The 15,617-nt window shown below is 60.3% G+C and carries 14 protein-coding genes and 1 pseudogene; 10 read left to right on the top strand and 5 right to left on the bottom strand.

Features of this window, described 5'->3' with window-relative positions:
- Nucleotides 1-6 precede the first annotated feature (6 nt).
- Nucleotides 7-963: a threonine dehydratase gene (locus tag V7773_RS23935; RefSeq protein ID WP_336075546.1), complete on the top strand. Its 957-nt coding sequence runs from the start codon at nt 7-9 to the stop codon at nt 961-963.
- A gap of 149 nt (nt 964-1,112) precedes the next feature.
- On the opposite strand, the gene gstA is transcribed toward V7773_RS23935, so the two are convergent.
- The gene (gstA, locus tag V7773_RS23930) at nt 1,113-1,712 is read right to left on the bottom strand and encodes a glutathione transferase GstA (RefSeq protein WP_336075545.1); all 600 of its coding nucleotides are present in this window, start codon (nt 1,710-1,712) and stop codon (nt 1,113-1,115) included.
- Nucleotides 1,713-1,825: 113 nt separating this feature from the next.
- On the opposite strand from gstA, the gene V7773_RS23925 reads away from it, so the two are divergent.
- The 3 genes and pseudogenes from V7773_RS23925 to V7773_RS30595 all read left to right on the top strand — a co-directional run bounded on the left by V7773_RS23925 (nt 1,826) and on the right by V7773_RS30595 (nt 4,171).
- Nucleotides 1,826-2,731 carry a transcriptional regulator GcvA gene (locus V7773_RS23925; protein WP_336075592.1) on the top strand — a complete coding sequence of 302 codons (906 nt, stop codon included), beginning with the start codon at nt 1,826-1,828 and terminating at the stop codon, nt 2,729-2,731.
- Between the two features lie 84 nt (nt 2,732-2,815).
- Nucleotides 2,816-3,583 (top strand): annotated as a pseudogene (locus tag V7773_RS30600) (PAS domain-containing protein); the annotation flags it as partial.
- Entirely contained in the window at nt 3,557-4,171 is a 615-nt protein-coding gene (locus V7773_RS30595; protein ID WP_371914646.1) for a methyl-accepting chemotaxis protein, read from the top strand. The pseudogene V7773_RS30600 and the gene V7773_RS30595, both read left to right, overlap by 27 nt.
- On the opposite strand, the gene V7773_RS23915 is transcribed toward V7773_RS30595, so the two are convergent.
- The 3 genes from V7773_RS23915 to V7773_RS23905 all read right to left on the bottom strand — a co-directional run bounded on the left by V7773_RS23915 (nt 4,152) and on the right by V7773_RS23905 (nt 7,492).
- On the bottom strand, nt 4,152-5,846 hold the full coding sequence (locus V7773_RS23915; RefSeq protein ID WP_336075543.1) for an ATP-binding response regulator: 1,695 nt from the start codon (nt 5,844-5,846) through the stop codon (nt 4,152-4,154). The genes V7773_RS30595 and V7773_RS23915 overlap by 20 nt on opposite strands.
- Before the next feature lie 191 nt (nt 5,847-6,037).
- Nucleotides 6,038-6,535 (bottom strand): hypothetical protein, encoded by a 498-nt coding sequence (locus tag V7773_RS23910; RefSeq protein WP_092141838.1) that lies wholly within the window; start codon nt 6,533-6,535, stop codon nt 6,038-6,040.
- A gap of 318 nt (nt 6,536-6,853) precedes the next feature.
- On the bottom strand, nt 6,854-7,492 hold the full coding sequence (locus V7773_RS23905; RefSeq protein ID WP_336075542.1) for a response regulator transcription factor: 639 nt from the start codon (nt 7,490-7,492) through the stop codon (nt 6,854-6,856).
- Nucleotides 7,493-7,595: 103 nt separating this feature from the next.
- Between V7773_RS23905 and V7773_RS23900 the strand changes: the two genes are divergently transcribed.
- The 5 genes from V7773_RS23900 (at nt 7,596) to V7773_RS23880 (ending at nt 14,175) form a co-directional block, all read left to right on the top strand.
- Complete coding sequence (locus tag V7773_RS23900) at nt 7,596-9,203, top strand: ATP-binding response regulator (RefSeq protein ID WP_336075591.1); 1,608 nt, start codon at nt 7,596-7,598, stop codon at nt 9,201-9,203.
- Between the two features lie 199 nt (nt 9,204-9,402).
- Nucleotides 9,403-11,457 (top strand): 2Fe-2S iron-sulfur cluster-binding protein, encoded by a 2,055-nt coding sequence (locus V7773_RS23895; RefSeq protein WP_336075540.1) that lies wholly within the window; start codon nt 9,403-9,405, stop codon nt 11,455-11,457.
- Nucleotides 11,458-11,642: 185 nt separating this feature from the next.
- Complete coding sequence (locus tag V7773_RS23890) at nt 11,643-12,272, top strand: glutathione S-transferase family protein (RefSeq protein ID WP_063321590.1); 630 nt, start codon at nt 11,643-11,645, stop codon at nt 12,270-12,272.
- 77 nt (nt 12,273-12,349) lie between these two features.
- Entirely contained in the window at nt 12,350-13,270 is a 921-nt protein-coding gene (locus V7773_RS23885) for a LysR family transcriptional regulator (protein WP_336075539.1), read from the top strand.
- Complete coding sequence (locus V7773_RS23880; RefSeq protein WP_336075537.1) at nt 13,270-14,175, top strand: LysR family transcriptional regulator; 906 nt, start codon at nt 13,270-13,272, stop codon at nt 14,173-14,175. Before V7773_RS23885 ends, V7773_RS23880 begins: the two co-directional genes overlap by 1 nt.
- Before the next feature lie 3 nt (nt 14,176-14,178).
- Here V7773_RS23880 and V7773_RS23875 read toward each other — a convergent pair whose 3' ends face one another.
- A complete protein-coding gene (locus V7773_RS23875) occupies nt 14,179-15,102 on the bottom strand; it encodes an AraC family transcriptional regulator (RefSeq protein WP_336075534.1) in 924 nt (307 codons plus the stop codon).
- Nucleotides 15,103-15,212: 110 nt separating this feature from the next.
- On the opposite strand from V7773_RS23875, the gene V7773_RS23870 reads away from it, so the two are divergent.
- Entirely contained in the window at nt 15,213-15,560 is a 348-nt protein-coding gene (locus V7773_RS23870) for a carboxymuconolactone decarboxylase family protein (protein WP_092165140.1), read from the top strand.
- Nucleotides 15,561-15,617: the final 57 nt, after the last annotated feature.

Below are 15,617 nucleotides of genomic sequence, written 5' to 3'. Positions count from 1 at the left end.
CCCATCATGCACACACTGACTCGCGACGATATCGAACAAGCTGCCCGCCACTTATACGAAGTCATGCCCGCCACCGCCCAGTACGCCTGGCCCTTGTTGGCTGAACGGCTGGGTTGCACGGTGTGGGTCAAGCACGAGAATCACACCCCGACGGGGGCCTTCAAGGTACGCGGCGGCCTGACCTTCGTGCGCTGGCTCAAGCGCGAGCACCCAGAGGCAAAAGGCATCGTCACGGCGACTCGCGGCAACCACGGCCAGAGCCTGGCGCTGGCGGCCAGCGCATTGGGTTTGAAAGCGTTGATCGTCGTGCCGCAAGGTAACTCGGTGGAGAAGAACAACGCCATGCGCGGTTTTGGCGGCGAGGTGATCGAGTATGGCCGCGATTTCGATGAGGCCCGTGAGGAGGCCGTACGCCTGGCCCAATCGCATGGCCTCTATCTGGTGCCGCCGTTCCATCCCGAGTTGGTCAAGGGCGTGGCGACCTATGGGCTTGAGCTGTTCAACGCGGTGCCGGACCTGGACACCGTCTATGTGCCGATAGGCTGCGGCTCGGGGATCTGCGCGGTCATCGCCGCCCGCGATGCCTTGGGCCTGAAGACCCAGGTGGTGGGCGTGGTGTCCACCGAGGCCCTCGCGGCGAAGTTGTCGTTTGAAGCGGGCAGGCTATGCGAGACCGCGTCGGCAAATACCTTTGCCGACGGCCTGGCCGTGCGCAGGCCCGTTCCCGAGGCCTTTGCCATCTATGGGGCCGGGGCGACGAGAATCGTAGCGGTCAGCGATGCTGAAATTGCCGGGGCCATGCGGGCGTATTACACCGACACCCACAACCTCGCCGAAGGTGCCGGCGCGGCCGCCTTGGCAGCGCTGATGCAGGAACGTGAAACGATGCGGGGGAAAAAGGTGGCGGTGATTCTCTCCGGTGGCAATATCGACCGGCCGGTGTATGCGAATCTGATTGGCTGAGGTCGGGCTTGCGCCGTCATCGCGAGCAAGCTCCCACAGGAGGGCCGAGGTGTATCTCGAATCTTACAATCACCCCGGACAACTGTGAGCGAGCTTGCTCGCGATAGCCGCAGGTCAGGTTGCATCGAGCTTGAATGTGCCGCCAATGACTACGCCGCTTCCGCAGCCATGGCTGCCCGGACGCTGGGGCGTGTTGCGATTCGCGCCATGAACGCTGCCAGTGCCGGCCAATCCCTGATCTGGATATTGAACAACGGCAGCCAGTTCAGGACGGTAAACAAATAGCTGTCGGCCAGGCCGAAGGTGCCCATCAGGTAATCCTGTTGTTCAAGGGCCTGGCTGAGGTAATCCAGGCGCCTGAACAGTTTTGCCCTGAAGATGGCCTTGGTCGACTCTGCAATATCGGCGTTGAACAGCGGCGCACATCCGCTGTGAAGCTCGGAGGTAATGAAGTTCAACCATTCCTGCAAGCGAACCCGCTCCCAAGTGCCATTGGCCGGCGCCAGCGTGCTTGCGGGGACCAGGTCGGCCAGGTACTGGACGATGGCGGGCCCCTCGGTCAGGACATCACCGTTATCCAGCACCAAGGCTGCCACGTAGCCCTTGGGGTTGATGCTCAGGAAATCGAGCCCATCGGCAGTTCGCTTGGTTTTGTTGTCGACCCGAATCAATTCAAATGGCAGGCCCAATTCCCGCAGCACGATGTGCGGGGACAATGAGCAGGTCATGGGGGCGAAGTACAGTTTCATGGTTTCCTCGAGGACGGGGGGACGTGCTGTCAGAATCCGCGAGGGCCGGAACATTTTCAAACGACATCTTCAGTGCTAGCGTATGACAAAACCTCATGAGCAAGCCGAGCCCAATGGCCATCAGAATCCCTTCCCTCAATGGCCTTAAAGCATTCGAGTCGGCCGCTCGGCATATGAGCTTTACCAAGGCTGCGCAAGAGCTGAACGTCACGCAAACCGCCATCAGCCATCAAATTCGCCGGCTCGAAGAGGAACTGGGCGTGCGCCTGTTCTTGCGGCTCAAGGATGGCCTGGCCCTGACAGACGAAGGACATGCCTATTTCCCAGGCGTTCGCGCGGCGTTCCATGAGTTGCGCTATTGCACGCAGACGTTGCTGCAGAGCCGCAGCAACAGCGTCTTGACGATCAGTACCCTGGTTTCATTTGCTTCCAAATGGTTGTTGCCGCGACTGGCGTCATTCCAGCAGGCGTTTCCCAACATTGACGTGCGCGTTACGGCATCCACCGAACGAGTGGATTTTCGTAAGGGCGGTGTCGATGCGGCCATTCGTTACGGTTCCGGGGACTGGAAGGGGTTGCGGGCGGATTGGCTGATGGCCGATGAGATCTTTCCGGTGTGCAGCCCCAGGCTGCTGCAAGGTCCGAAAGTCCTGGAGAATCCGTGCGATCTGGCCCGGCACACCTTGTTGCAGGTCAGTGGGGTGACCCGCGACGACTGGAGTGCCTGGTTGAGTGCCGCTGGCCAGCCGAAAAAACTGGCCGAAGGCAGCCGGCTGACATTCGACCTTGCGATGATGGCCGTTCAGGCTGCGGTTGACGGTCTGGGGGTCTGCATTGGGCGTTCGACCTATGTCGAGGATGACCTCAAGGCCGGGCGATTGGTTGCCCCCTTTGATCTGCGATTGAAATCTGACCTCGGTTTTTACTTCGTGAGCCCGCATGAAACAGCCGACACCCCCAAAGTGCAGGCCTTTAGAACCTGGTTGATGGATTCGTTGGGTTTTGGCGCCGAAACATGATTACAGCGTACCGTTCAGCCTTCAGTCAGCGAGCCGATATGAATAGAAGGTCCGGTTACTTTCAGGGTTCACCGAGGGTACGTCATGTTTAATACAACACTAAAAAACGAACTGACGGCTAGGACGGCCGAATTGGCAACATACAAAGGATTGGTAGGCTCCCTGGAGCGGTCGATGGCTGTTATCGAGTTCAGCCCCGATGGCAAGGTCCTTCGGGCGAACGAAAATTTTCTTCGCACGATGGGCTACCGTGCGGATCAATTGGCCGGCCTGTCCCATCGGGATTTTTGCACCCCGGCGCTGGTGGGCAGCGCCGAGTACCGTGAATTCTGGAACAAGTTGCGCGCCGGTCAATTTGTTTCCGGCACGTTTCAGCGCCGTAGCGCGCAAGGGCAGAACGTATGGCTGGAAGCCAGCTATAACCCGATCGTGGACGAGCAGGGCCGCGTCGTGAAGGTGGTCAAGTACGCACTCGATGTCACCGCCAAGGTTGCCAGCGAGGCAGAAACACGTGGCCGGCTGGCGGCACTCGACCGGGCCATGGCTGTGATCGAGTTCGACCTGGGCGGCCACATCCTGACCGCCAACGACAACTTCATGAATGTCATGAATTACACGTTGGCAGAGCTCAAGGGCAAGCATCACCGGATGTTCTGCGAGCCGAGCCTGGTTGGCAGCTCGGAGTACAGTGATTTCTGGCGCCGTCTCAACGCCGGCGAGTTTTTCAGCGGCCAATTCAAGCGCCTCGGTAAAAACGGCAAAGTCGTCTGGCTGGAAGCCAGCTACAACCCGGTCTATGACGCCGAAGGCAAGTTGTGCAAGATCGTGAAGTTCGCCAGTGACATCAGCGAGCGGGTGGAGAAATTCGAAGAGGATTCGCGCGGCGCTTCCCGTGCGTACCATATCTCCGCCGAGACCGAGCGAGTGGCCGAACAGGGTGCCCAGGTGATCCACCAGACTGCCAAGGAGATGCGCGAGATTGCCGATAACATTGGCTCTTCCGCGCGTCTGGTTGGGCAGTTGGGCGCGCGTTCGGAAGAGATCACCGCCATCGTCAATACCATTCGCGGCATTGCCGACCAGACCAACCTGCTGGCCCTCAACGCGGCCATCGAGGCCGCACGGGCCGGGGACCAGGGGAGGGGGTTCGCGGTGGTGGCCGACGAGGTCCGGCAACTGGCCGGGCGCACCAGTCGCTCCACCTCTGAAATTGCCGAAATGATCGGCATGATCCTCTCCGAAACCCGCGATGCCGTCGCCAGCATGAACGTGACCCATGAAGGCGCATTGCGCGGCGTAACCCTGGCAGATCAGGCCGGTTCGGTCATCGTGCAAATCAGGAACGGGACCACGGACGCACTTGAGGCCGTGAGCATGTTTGCGTCCAAGCTCGACGAGTCCGAGGTGATCCCCAAGACGGCTATCGGCTGGGTGGGTTGAGGTGAGCTGAGTCCTCGCCCTTGCGATTCATGCGCTTGACCAATTCAAGCAATACCGTTCGCAGTTCCGGCGGTCGCACGGGCTTGGCCAGCACCGAGATACTCAGGCTTTGCAGCGATTGGCGTATCCGCTCGATCTCATGCCCGGTGATGACCAGCGCCGGGACTTGCCAGCCGCGCTGCTCGCGTAGCGCGGCAATGCATTCGGCGCCCGAGACTTTTGTGCCCAGGTCGAAGTCGGCGATGACGATGTCGCAATCGCTGGTCAACCCTTCGCCGTCGCTGTGGGCCTCAACCTCGCAGCCCCATTTTTCCAGCAGCGCCGAGGTCGCCATCAGTACGTTGGCGTCGTCTTCAACCAAGCACACCCGTAACCCGTCCAGGCGATTCTGGACGGGCACTACCTTGGGCGCCATGACACGTGGTGCTGCCGGCTCCAGGCCGCTGATTGCCACCCGGGTGCCTTGTCCGACCTTGGAGCGGATGTGTATATCGACGTCGAGCATCTGGCTGATGCGCTTGACGATGGACAGGCCGAGGCCAAGGCCCTCGACATCCTTGTCGCGCATATGGCGCACGCGGTAGAACTCCTTGAACACTTCGGGCAAATGTTCGGCGGCGATGCCGCGCCCCTTGTCGTAGATCACCACGGCCAGGCGCTTGCCCTGGCGCCGCACGCCGATCAGCACGGGTTGGCCGGGTGCGTATTTGAGCGCGTTGGACAGCAGGTTCTGGACCATCGTAGTCAGCAAGCCGGGATTGACGCTGACCCAGTAAGGACAATCGCGCAGACGCAGCTCGACGCCGGCCCAGCGGGCTGCTTCGGTGTTCTGCTTGACGACGTCCTGCAGCAATTGGCCCAGGTGTACGGTGTCGGCTTTCGGCATCAGTTGGCCGTGATCGAGGGTGTAGATATCGAGGATCGAGCGGAATAGCTGCGACACGGTGTGCAGCGAACGGTCGATGTTGTCCACCAGTCGCAACTCTTCCTGGCCCAACCGGGCATCGCGCAGACAAGCCGTGAACAGGCCGATGGAGTGGATTGGCTGGCGCAGGTCATGACTGGCCTGGGCCAGGAATCGCGATTTCTCCTGATTGGCCAAAATGGCTTCTTCGGAGGCAATGCGTGTGCGCTTGAGCAAAATGTGCGCGTAGGCGGGCACCACAATGGTGGTGACGATCAACATCAGGAACATGTAGGGCTGCGTATGCCAGAACGGGGTCAGCCAGAAAACCAGTACCAGGCTCGACAATGCGATAACGGTCGCCAACGCCAGGTAGCGCGAGCCGAAGCGCATGCCATTGCCCAGCGTGACCCAGAGTAATGCCGCGTACACCGGGAGCGTGTCCTCTCCACCGACGATCATGGCAAATGCGATGCCGGCATAGTCATGCAGCATTGTGAAAAGGCGCCGCCAGAAGAAGTGTCCGGGCCAGCGCTTGATGATCATGCGCAGGAACACCGAGACGACGATGAACGTACAGATGTAGATAATGATGGGTACGTAGCTCGCGGCGTCTTCTGGATAGAGGCCGGCCAGGATGACGATATACAACAGCGCGCAGGCGCTGACGGTCAGGCGTAATGTGGCCTGGTCGAGTTCACTGTTCTTTTCCACCGGTTTTCGAACCTCATGGGCTTCTGGTGCCTTGAGATAGCGTAGCGGCTGGCCCATCAATGCGACTCAGAATAGTTGCCCGGGCCGGGATACTTCAGGAGGGGACTACCACGCAGGGCGTCGGGAGAGCACGTGAACGAAGTCGTTCGTTATCTGCAAGGCTTGCGTCTTGAGCGCAGGTACTTGGAAGAAATGAGGTGAGGGTTGGGGACAGGCTTGATGCTGTCCCCAAAGGCAATGCCATTGCGTCAGTAGACCCTGTAGTACTTCACGACGTCATCGACGAAATAGATGGTCAATACCGAACCCTGGGTCTGGCTTTGGCCCGCTTTCGTGCCGGTCACGCTGCTGAGGTCGTTGGCCACGGTTTGTGCCTTGGACAGTTGTGCCGAGGTGTCGTACATCTTCAGGCGCGTCTCGGGCGACACGTACTTGTGGGCCAGCTTCATGTACTTATCCAGGCCCTCATCACTCTTTTCATAGGTCCAGTTCGACTCGTTGCTGGTACTGGTCGAATTGAGCTCTTCATTCGTCGGCGCGCCGAACATTTGAGTGATCTGGCCTTTTGTCGTCTTGCCCGGAATGATCGTTTGCTTGAGGTAAGAGACGTCGTATTTTTGGGCACCCTGATTCAAGGCGCCCATCAAGTTACCCAAGTCGCCGGTGTTTGCACAACCGTTCAGTACGCCCGCCAGCATGCACAGCGTCATTCCATTTCTAAGTGTTTTTCCATATTTGAAGGACATGATGACTTACCTTGAGTTGATGTCAGGACCATTCCATTTCAACCGTGCACGGTGAAGTTGACCCAGCATTGCGCCGCCTATCGATTTATTAAATCCATAGGCTTCGCACGTCATGACGTTTCAATAGGTACAGTGATACTGCACGGCGCATGGCATGTTGGCTTTCTTTATATTTGGCTGTTCGAACAGCCTTTTTATGGAGCGTCCACAGCTTAGGGGGAGCGTACTGGGCGAAGCTATAGTACAAGTGTGCTATGGCCCCGGAGATGGGCCGGCACGGAGGGTGATGCTCAATTGATATTCGCCGCCGTTATACATTCAATTGTCTTGTTTTCCCGGCCATCCACCATGGCTTGGGAAGTTGGAAAACTGCGCCGCAGCCGCCGCGCGCGTGGGCACACCCAGGGATTTGAGCAGGCTTGAGACATGGATGCGCACCGTGAACGGGGAGATACCCAGGTCCCGGGCTATCTCCTTGTTGGTCTTGCCGGCGGCGATCAAGCCAAGCACTTGCCGTTGGCGCGCGGTCAGTTGGGAAAGTGCATCGTCCAGGATCGCGTTTTCGGCTTGATACTTCACCACCACTTCGCCTTCGCGTATTGCCATGATGGCGTCGGCAATTGCGGCGGGGTCGATATTCTTGCCGATGAATCCGTCGGCACCCAGCGCTATCACCTGGGAAATAACATCGACATCATCCACCATTGAAACCACAATGATCGAGGTGCGTTTGAACTCACCGCGCAACTGGCCGATGACTTGCAACGATTTGATCCCGGGAAAGCGCAAGTCGAGTATCAGGGAGTCCACTTCCACTCCGGAGCGTGCCAGCGCCAATACTTCGTCCAGATTTCCAGCCTGTTCTATGGATGCTGTCGGTATGAGTCGTTCAATGGTTCTCAGCATACCTTCGCGAAACAAAGGGTGGTCATCTGCCACAATTACTCTGCACGTCATGCTTCAGATCCTTCTGATCTTCCAGTTCACGAATCGTAACCTAAACTGCCCCCTTGGGTTTCAAGTTTGAAACAACCTTTCATGTTGGAATAATCCAGTGACCATGACGGAAAAGAATAGCGAGCTTGATCAGGCTACCTTGAGATTGACGGTCGGGGCCTGTGCAGCGCTCTACATCATTGTGGTGGCCTTTCTGGCCAGCGACTTCGAAACCTATGTACCGATCCTGTGGTACATGACCTTTTTCTTCGGCACCGCTATCCCTCTGCGCATGGCGGTCAAGCGCTGGCCCGGGCACTTCTTCCTGCGTCGTCTTTTTGCCATGACACTGGATTATGCCAGTCTTGCCTTTGCCTTGATCGTGGGTGGGGAGGGTACGCTACCGGTGTACGCTGCATTGCTCTGGGTCACGTTGGGCAATGGCATGCGCTTCGGCTCGCGCTACCTGGCGCTGGCAACCGTTATCGCGTTGTCGACCCTGGTGGTGATTTTCCTGCTCACGCCGTTCTGGCGTGGTCAACCCTATCTGTTCCTGACGCTGATCGTCACCACCATCGTGGTGCCCGCCTACGCGCATATCCTGCTGACCCGAACCCGCATCGCTTCGGAAGAGGCGATTGCCGCGAACCAGGAGAAGTCCCGCTTCCTGGCCCAGGCCAGCCATGACTTGCGCCAACCGATTCACTCGATCGGCTTGTTCACCGCCTGCCTGCGCGATGCCCGGTTGGGCCAGGAAGAGTTGCGACTGGTGGACAACATCGACCGTTCGTTGCACATCGTCTCGCAACTGTTTCGCTCGATCCTCGATATCTACACCCTCGATAACGGGCAGCTTGAACCGCAGGCCGAACCCGTACACCTGGGCACACTGCTTCAAGATGTGGTCAAGCAGAACACCGAAGCGGCCCGCTGGGCCGGTGTCGAGTTGCGCCTGCGGCCTTGCCGGCATTGGGTCAATGTCAACGCCGGCCTGTTGGCGACCATGGTGCAGAACCTGGTCTCCAACACGCTCAAATATGCCTCCGGCCAGCCGGTGTTGATCGGCGTGCGTCCGAAAGGCAGTGGCCTGGCCATCGTCATCTATGACAAGGGCCGGGGCATTGCCGCCGAACACCTACCCGAGGTGTTCAAGGAGTTCTATCGGGTGCGTCACGTTCGTGACAAGGACGTCGAGGGGCTGGGCCTGGGGTTGTCCATCGTCAAGCGAATCAGCCACCTGATCAATCTGGACATTCAACTGGACTCCCGGCTCGGCAGGGGCACTCGCGCCATGATCCAGGGGCTGGAAACGGTCGCGCCAAGGGCGATGGTGGACAGGCCGGTGTCCACGCACAGCCGTTTGCAAGGCTTGCGGGTGTGCCTGGTAGAGGATGACGCCAACGTGCTGATGGCGACATCCGCGCTATTGGAGAAGTGGGGGTGCGAAGTGGAAACCCACAGCGACGGAGTGGGCGTGACCAGTGACTGCGACATCATCATTGCCGACTTCGACCTGGGCACGAAGGTCTCCGGTTCCGAATGCATCGCCGCGATTCGCGAACAACGGGGCTGGGAAGTCCCCGCCATGATCATGACCGGCCATGAAATCGAGAGAATCCGCCATGCGCTGCACCACATGAACATTTCGATCCTGGCCAAGCCCGTGCGACCGCCAGAGTTGCGGGCGACCTTGCTCGAGCTGACCAAGAACTTTTCCAGCATCAGGACGTGATCGCCGTCCGGGCCATTGCTCGTTCTTCCACCATTCCATTTTATGAAACGGTGGATTGCAGTTTGTGCGTATTCCTGCGCCGTCGCTTTGGGCAGAAGATGACTCCAGCCACTTGCACAGCCGTGCAAACGAAGGCGGAGAATCCCCAACCGTAGCGCACTGGCGCAGGCGTTCATGCTGCGAGCGCGAGGAGTAGCTGATGGACGTAGCCTTGCAAGCAAAAACCTCGCCCTGGCACGAAGGAGAGCTGGCCTTGCAGCGCTCCGTCGGGGCAGTCGACATGATGGCCAGTGTCGGTCAACGGCAACTGGCGCGTACCTGGATGCCGGACCAGCATCGGGAGTTCTACGCCCAACTGCCTTTCGTGGTGCTGGGGGCGGTGGATCGGCAAGGCGACGTCTGGGCGACCCTGCGCGCGGGACAACCGGGCTTCATGAACTCACCCGATCCGCAGACCCTGCAAATCCAACTCGAACCTGAGCCGAACGACCCGGCCCAGGAGGGCATGGGCGAGGGCGATGCCATCGGGATGCTGGGGATCGAGTTGCACACCCGCAGACGCAACCGCATGAACGGTGTCGTCCGTCGTCAGCTCGACCCGGGGCTCGAGATTTCAGTGAGCCAGGCGTATGGCAACTGCCCTCGCTACATCAACTTGCGCCAGTACCACTTTGTCGACGCGCAGGCCGTTGCGCCGCGTCAACTGACCCTGTCCGACCCGCTGGTGCGGCGCCTGGTGACGGCGGCCGATTCGTTCTATATCGCCACCTACGTGGTACGCGATGGCGAGCGGCAGGTCGATGCTTCCCACCGTGGTGGCAAGCCGGGGTTTGTGCGCATGGATGAAGACGGATCGCTGACCATCCCGGACTTTTCCGGCAACCTGTTTTTCAACACGCTGGGCAACATCCTGCTCAATCCAAGGGCCGGGCTGGTGTTCGTCGATTTCCGGACGGGCGATCTGCTGCAAATGAGCGGCTCGGCGCAAGTGCTGTTGGACGACCCCGAGATCAGCGCGTTCCAGGGCGCCGAGCGGCTGCTGCGCTTTATCCCGCAACGCATCGTGTATCGCCCAGCAGCCATTGCGCTGCGCTGGAAGGACCAGGACGAAGGCGACTCGCCCAATTCAATGATGACCGGCAGTTGGGAGCAGGCCGCCGAGCGCTTGCAGGCCGAGGCGCTGCGTAGCCGCTGGCGGGCGTTGCGTGTTGCGCGGGTGGTGGATGAAAGCCACAACATTCGCTCGTTCTACTTGCAGGCGAGCGATGGCTTGGGTTTGCCCCGGTTTGAAGCCGGGCAACATTTGCCGGTGAGGATCTTGTTGGAGGGGCAGAGCGCTCCATCGATCCGGACCTACAGCGTATCCAGTGCGCCGTCGGATGATTTCCTGCGTATCAGCGTCAAGCGCGATGGCTCGGTGTCGTCCCACCTGCATGATCAGGTGCAGGCGCTGCACGAGATTGAGGCGCGGGCGCCTCAGGGCCATTTCACCGTCCAGGCCACCGAGCGGCGTCCGTTGGTCTTGCTGGCAGCGGGGGTAGGTATCACGCCGTTGTTGTCGATGTTGCGCGAGGTGGTGTACCAGGGCCAACGCATCAGCCGCATGCGCCCGGTCTGGCTGGTGCAAAGCGCTCGTTCGGTGGCCGACCTGGCTTTCGGTGACGAGATCGACGAACTGGCCGCCCGTGCCGGCGACAAGCTACAGGTTCTGCGCCTGGTCAGCCAGCCACCCACTGATGGAGGGAGCGCTGAGGGCTATGACCTGGCCGGCAGGATCGATGTGGAACTGCTCAAGAAGCTGCTGCCGCTCAACGACTACGACTTCTATTTGTGCGGGCCGGGCAGCTTTACCCAGGCGTTGTACGACGGGCTGCGCAAACTGCGCATTCCTGACGATCGCATCCACGCGGAAACCTTCGGGCCCTCGACGCTCGTGCGAGATCTCGAAGTGAGCATGCCGGCGCCAGAGCAAGTGCCGGCCGCCAATGAAGCGGTGAAGGTCTTGTTCGCCAGTTCCGGCAAGGAGGCACGTTGGGAGCCGGGCAGTGGGACGCTGCTGGAGCTGGCCGAAGCGCGCGGCCTTAACCCGGAATTCAGTTGCCGCGGCGGTTCCTGCGGCACCTGCAAAACCCGCTTGAGCCGCGGCCAGGTGCATTACCTGAGCCAGCCGGCCGAACCGGTCGGCGAAGGTGAAGTGCTGATCTGTTGCGCCGTACCGGCCCAGGGGAGCGAGCCTTTGGTGCTGGAGGTCTAGTGGCCTGCGTGGCTGATTCGTGTACTCGAATTAACCGTACAGGCCACTAGGCTGACCGCCCGACTGTTTCACTGGATGAAATGCTGGATTGTAGAAGCTGGTTATTCCGCTGTCCGGGACAGGAGCAGAGGATAGCGCCATCGACGCGATCACCGCTTCGAGCCCAAAACAACATGGAGTACGTCATGTCTGAGAAAGCGATCAAACTTTATCGCCACCCGCTGTCGGGGCACGCCCATCGTGTCGAGCTGATGCTCTCGCTGCTTGGCTTGCCAACCGAGTTGATATTCGTGGACTTGATGAAAGGTGAGCACAAGACGCCGGAATTTCTTGCCATCAACAGCTTTGGCCAGGTGCCGGTGATCGACGATAACGGCACCGTCCTGGCCGACTCGAACGCGATCCTGGTCTACCTCGCGACCAAGTATGGCAAGGGGCAATGGCTGCCCAGTGATTCGCTTGCCCAGGCGCGGGTGCAGCGCTGGCTGTCGGTGGCGGCGGGCCAGATCAACCAGGGGCCGGCCAACGCCCGGTTGATCACCGTGTTCGGCGCCGGCTATGACGCCGAAGACGCCATCAAGCGCTCCCATGCCCTGTTGAAGGTGATGGAGACGGAGTTGGGGCAAAGCCGGTTCCTGGCCGGTGAGCAACCGACCATCGCCGATGTGGCCGCGTACACCTACGTGTCCCATGCGCCGGAAGGCAACGTCGCGCTGACCGACTACCCGAACGTCCGGGCCTGGCTGGGCAGCATCGAAGCCTTGCCGAATTTCGTCGGCATGCAACGTACCGCCAAGGGCTTGCAGCAAGCCTGATTCAAACCGCGGGTGCTTGCCGGGGGCCATCTTCCGGCAAGTAATTCAAGCCACGTGCCCTCAAGACTGGACCGCCCATGGATCGCTTTCAGGAAATGCAGGTTTTCATGGCGGTGGCCGAGGAGGAAGGGTTCGCCGCTGCTGCCCGCCGACTGCGTATTTCACCGCCAAGCGTGACGCGCGCCATTGCGGCGATGGAGGAGCGGATTGGCACCCAGCTGTTGTCGCGCACCACCCGCAAGGTGTACTTGACCGAAGCGGGGCAACGCTACCTGGAAGATTGCCGACGGATCCTGAGTGAGCTCGATGAAGCCGAGGAGGCTGCTGCCGGCAGCTATTCGGTCCCCTGCGGGTATCTGACGGTCACTGCTCCGGTGCTGTTTGGCGAGCTGTACATCGCGCCTTTGCTGACGGATTACCTGGATCAATTTCCCTCGGTACACCTCAACGCCTTGTTGGTCGACCGCGTGGTGAACATCGCCGACGAAGGCATCGACGTGGCGATCCGCATCGGTCATTTGCAGGAAAACAATCAGCACGCCATCAAGGTTGGTGAAGTGCGCCAGGTGATTTGTGGTTCCCCGGCCTATTTCCAGCGACACGGACGGCCAACGCATCCTGGTGAGTTGAGCAAGGCCAACATCGTGATGTCTTCGGCCAGTCATTTGCTGAGCCACTGGCAGTTCATGGACGAGGCCAGTTCGCTGAGCTTGCGCTTTGATCCACGCCTGGTGGTGACCGCGAATCAGGCGGCGATCAATATCGCCTGCCAGGGTTGGGGCGTGACCCGGGTCTTGTCCTATCAAGTAGCCCGGCAGGTCGCCGATGGGGAACTTGAGGTGGTGCTCAAGGCGTTCGAGCCGCCAGCGTTGCCGATTCACGTGGTGTATCAGAAGAGCAATCGAGTGCCGGCCAAGGTGCGCACGTTCGTCGACTTTCTCGCTGATCGGTTGGGGGACGACGTCACGCTCAAGCCTGTCGTAAAAGGCCTCGCCTGATGGCTCGCCACCATGAAATGCTGATGTTCCATGCGCTGTCGCAGTGCCCCAGTCTCGCTTCGGCAGCCCAGCGCCTCAACGTTTCCGGACCGACCGTGATGCGTGCCATCGCTCGGTTGGAGGCGCGACTGGGTGTGCAATTACTGTTGCGCAGCACGCGCGGGGTCGTGCTGACTGAGGCCGGGATCGGCTTCATGGCCGACTGTTCACGGATCCTCAGGGCGATTGACGAGGCCGAGGCATCGGCCAAGGGCTGGCATGTCCAGGCCCAAGGCAACCTGACGATCCTGTTGCCCTTGCTGTTCAGCCGCTATGTCATGGCCCCGGTGCTGGCCGGCTACATGGATCAGTACCCCGAGATCAGGATATTCGCCCACTACCACGATCGTTTTCCGAACATGCATGAGGAAGGGCTGGATGTGGCGGTGCTGGTGGGGCATCTGCCCAACTGCTCATTGGTCGCACGACCGGTCGGCAGCGTTCGTTCACTCGTCTGCGCCAGTCCTGGCTACCTGGCGCTTCATGGTGAACCGGTTGTGCCGCAGGATCTGCACAATCATCGACTGATCGCCACGCAGGCCAACCAGGATTGGGTCCAGTGGCCTTTTCATCAGCAGGCCAGCGGCCTCAAGGCACGCACGCGGCTCAGCTGCGCCACGCTGCAGACGGCCATCGATGCGGCGGCTCATGGGGCTGGGTTGATGCGCTGCTTGAACTATCCACTGCACGACTATCTGAACAGCGGACGCTTGCGCCGGGTCTTGCAACCTTATGAGCCGCCCTCGATACCGGTTCATGTGGTCTACCGCGAAAGAAGCAAGGCGCCGATGCGCGTGCGCAGCTTCGTGGATTACATCGTCGAGCGCCTGCGCGAGCACCCGGCCCTGCGAGCGGATGTTTCTTGAGTATCAGCTCGCGCTTGGGCTCAGAATCGCGCGGCGCACGCGTCCTGGCGCCTCGCCGAAGACTTCCTTGAATTTCTTGCTGAACGCGGCCTGGGATTGGTAGCCGACCTGTACGGCGATATCGCTTAGTCCCAAGTGTGAATGGCTGAGCAGGCTGAAGGCCAACTCCATGCGTACTTGCGTCAACAGCACCCACGGCGAGACGCCGGCCACCTTGACGAATGCGCGCATGAAATTGGCCCGGGACATGCTCGCGATGTCCGCCAGGCCTTGGATGGTCCATGCGTGCGCAGGGTCTGCCAACATGGCCTGCCAGGACCGGCCCAGACGTTTATCGCCGAGCAGGGCCAGCGAACCACTGTCCTGTCCCTGGCTGGCCAGATGCGCACGCAGAATCAGGGTGAACAGCGCTTGTGACAGGGCATCGAGCAAGAAGCGCGCGCCGACCTTATCCCCATCCGCTTCTGCACGCATGACCTCCACCAGCGCCGGCAACGGCCCATTGGCTGGTAATGCGCCGCTGGGAATCACCAGGTATTCGGGCAAGGCACCGAACAGCAACGAAGCCCGGTTGAAGTGAAAGCCCCCGCAAAGCATGTCCAGCTCCGCGCTGGCGCCGCCAATGCGATGAATCGGCAAGGTGCCCCCGGTCATGACCCGGGGTGAGGTCGGCGTTACCGTTTTGCCAGGGCTGTGCATGACGTGAGGGGCACCGCGCGGCAACAGCAGGATGTCGCCGGCGCGCATGGGCAAGCGCTGCCCATCGGCAAACTCGACGCGGCATTCACCGGCCAGCACGATGTGATAGGGGGCTGTGCCCAGGGCTTGCTGCCCGTGATCCAGGGCCCAGTCGCCCTGGAACTGACAGCGCAGGTCCAGGCTGCCGCGCACGTTGGCCAGGCTGATGAGTTTATCGATCGCATTCATTTGAGCGTTTCGCCAAAAAACCTGAGCGCATTGAGCAAATCCGAGTGGCGCCAGGGTGAAAAACTGAGGGCGTCAAAACAGTACACCCAACCCACTCAGGAGTTAATGCCATGTTCAATAACTGGTCCGAATTGTTGCCCACCATTCAGAAAGCCTTTGGCGCGCTGGGCCGCAGCAACCCGAAAATGGTCAAGGCCTATATGGCGCTAGGGGAAGCCGCCAGCGAAAACAATGTACTCGATGCCAAGACTCGCGAACTGATCTCGATCGCCATCGCCGTCACCACTCGCTGCGACGGCTGCATCGCCGCCCACACGGACGCGGCGATCAAGGCTGGCGCGAGTCGCGAGGAGGTCGCAGCGGCCCTGGCAACTGCGATTTCGTTGAATGCGGGCGCGGCCTACATCTACTCGCTGCGGTCGCTTGAAGCGTATGACACGCTGCAAAAGCCGGCGTGATTCATAGCCGATCCCAAGCCCCGGTTGCCTCAACGACACCGCAATGCTGTTCATTGA

Source organism: Pseudomonas sp. 3JA (assembly GCF_036961705.1).
GTDB classification, from domain to species: domain Bacteria; phylum Pseudomonadota; class Gammaproteobacteria; order Pseudomonadales; family Pseudomonadaceae; genus Aquipseudomonas; species Aquipseudomonas fluorescens_Q.
The sequence above is the reverse complement of the archived record's forward strand: the minus strand, read 5'-3'. Positions and strand labels throughout refer to the sequence as shown.

Bases quoted from the DNA above. Each gene is read 5' to 3' on its own strand.
- V7773_RS23935 (WP_336075546.1), top strand. From the start codon at position 7: ATGCACACACTGACTCGCGACGATATCGAACAAGCTGCCCGCCACTTA.
- gstA (WP_336075545.1), bottom strand. From the start codon at position 1,712: ATGAAACTGTACTTCGCCCCCATGACCTGCTCATTGTCCCCGCACATC.
- V7773_RS23925 (WP_336075592.1), top strand. From the start codon at position 1,826: ATGGCCATCAGAATCCCTTCCCTCAATGGCCTTAAAGCATTCGAGTCG.
- V7773_RS23915 (WP_336075543.1), bottom strand. From the start codon at position 5,846: ATGGGCCAGCCGCTACGCTATCTCAAGGCACCAGAAGCCCATGAGGTT.
- V7773_RS23910 (WP_092141838.1), bottom strand. From the start codon at position 6,535: ATGTCCTTCAAATATGGAAAAACACTTAGAAATGGAATGACGCTGTGC.
- V7773_RS23905 (WP_336075542.1), bottom strand. From the start codon at position 7,492: ATGACGTGCAGAGTAATTGTGGCAGATGACCACCCTTTGTTTCGCGAA.
- V7773_RS23900 (WP_336075591.1), top strand. From the start codon at position 7,596: ATGACGGAAAAGAATAGCGAGCTTGATCAGGCTACCTTGAGATTGACG.
- V7773_RS23895 (WP_336075540.1), top strand. From the start codon at position 9,403: ATGGACGTAGCCTTGCAAGCAAAAACCTCGCCCTGGCACGAAGGAGAG.
- V7773_RS23890 (WP_063321590.1), top strand. From the start codon at position 11,643: ATGTCTGAGAAAGCGATCAAACTTTATCGCCACCCGCTGTCGGGGCAC.
- V7773_RS23885 (WP_336075539.1), top strand. From the start codon at position 12,350: ATGGATCGCTTTCAGGAAATGCAGGTTTTCATGGCGGTGGCCGAGGAG.
- V7773_RS23880 (WP_336075537.1), top strand. From the start codon at position 13,270: ATGGCTCGCCACCATGAAATGCTGATGTTCCATGCGCTGTCGCAGTGC.
- V7773_RS23875 (WP_336075534.1), bottom strand. From the start codon at position 15,102: ATGAATGCGATCGATAAACTCATCAGCCTGGCCAACGTGCGCGGCAGC.
- V7773_RS23870 (WP_092165140.1), top strand. From the start codon at position 15,213: ATGTTCAATAACTGGTCCGAATTGTTGCCCACCATTCAGAAAGCCTTT.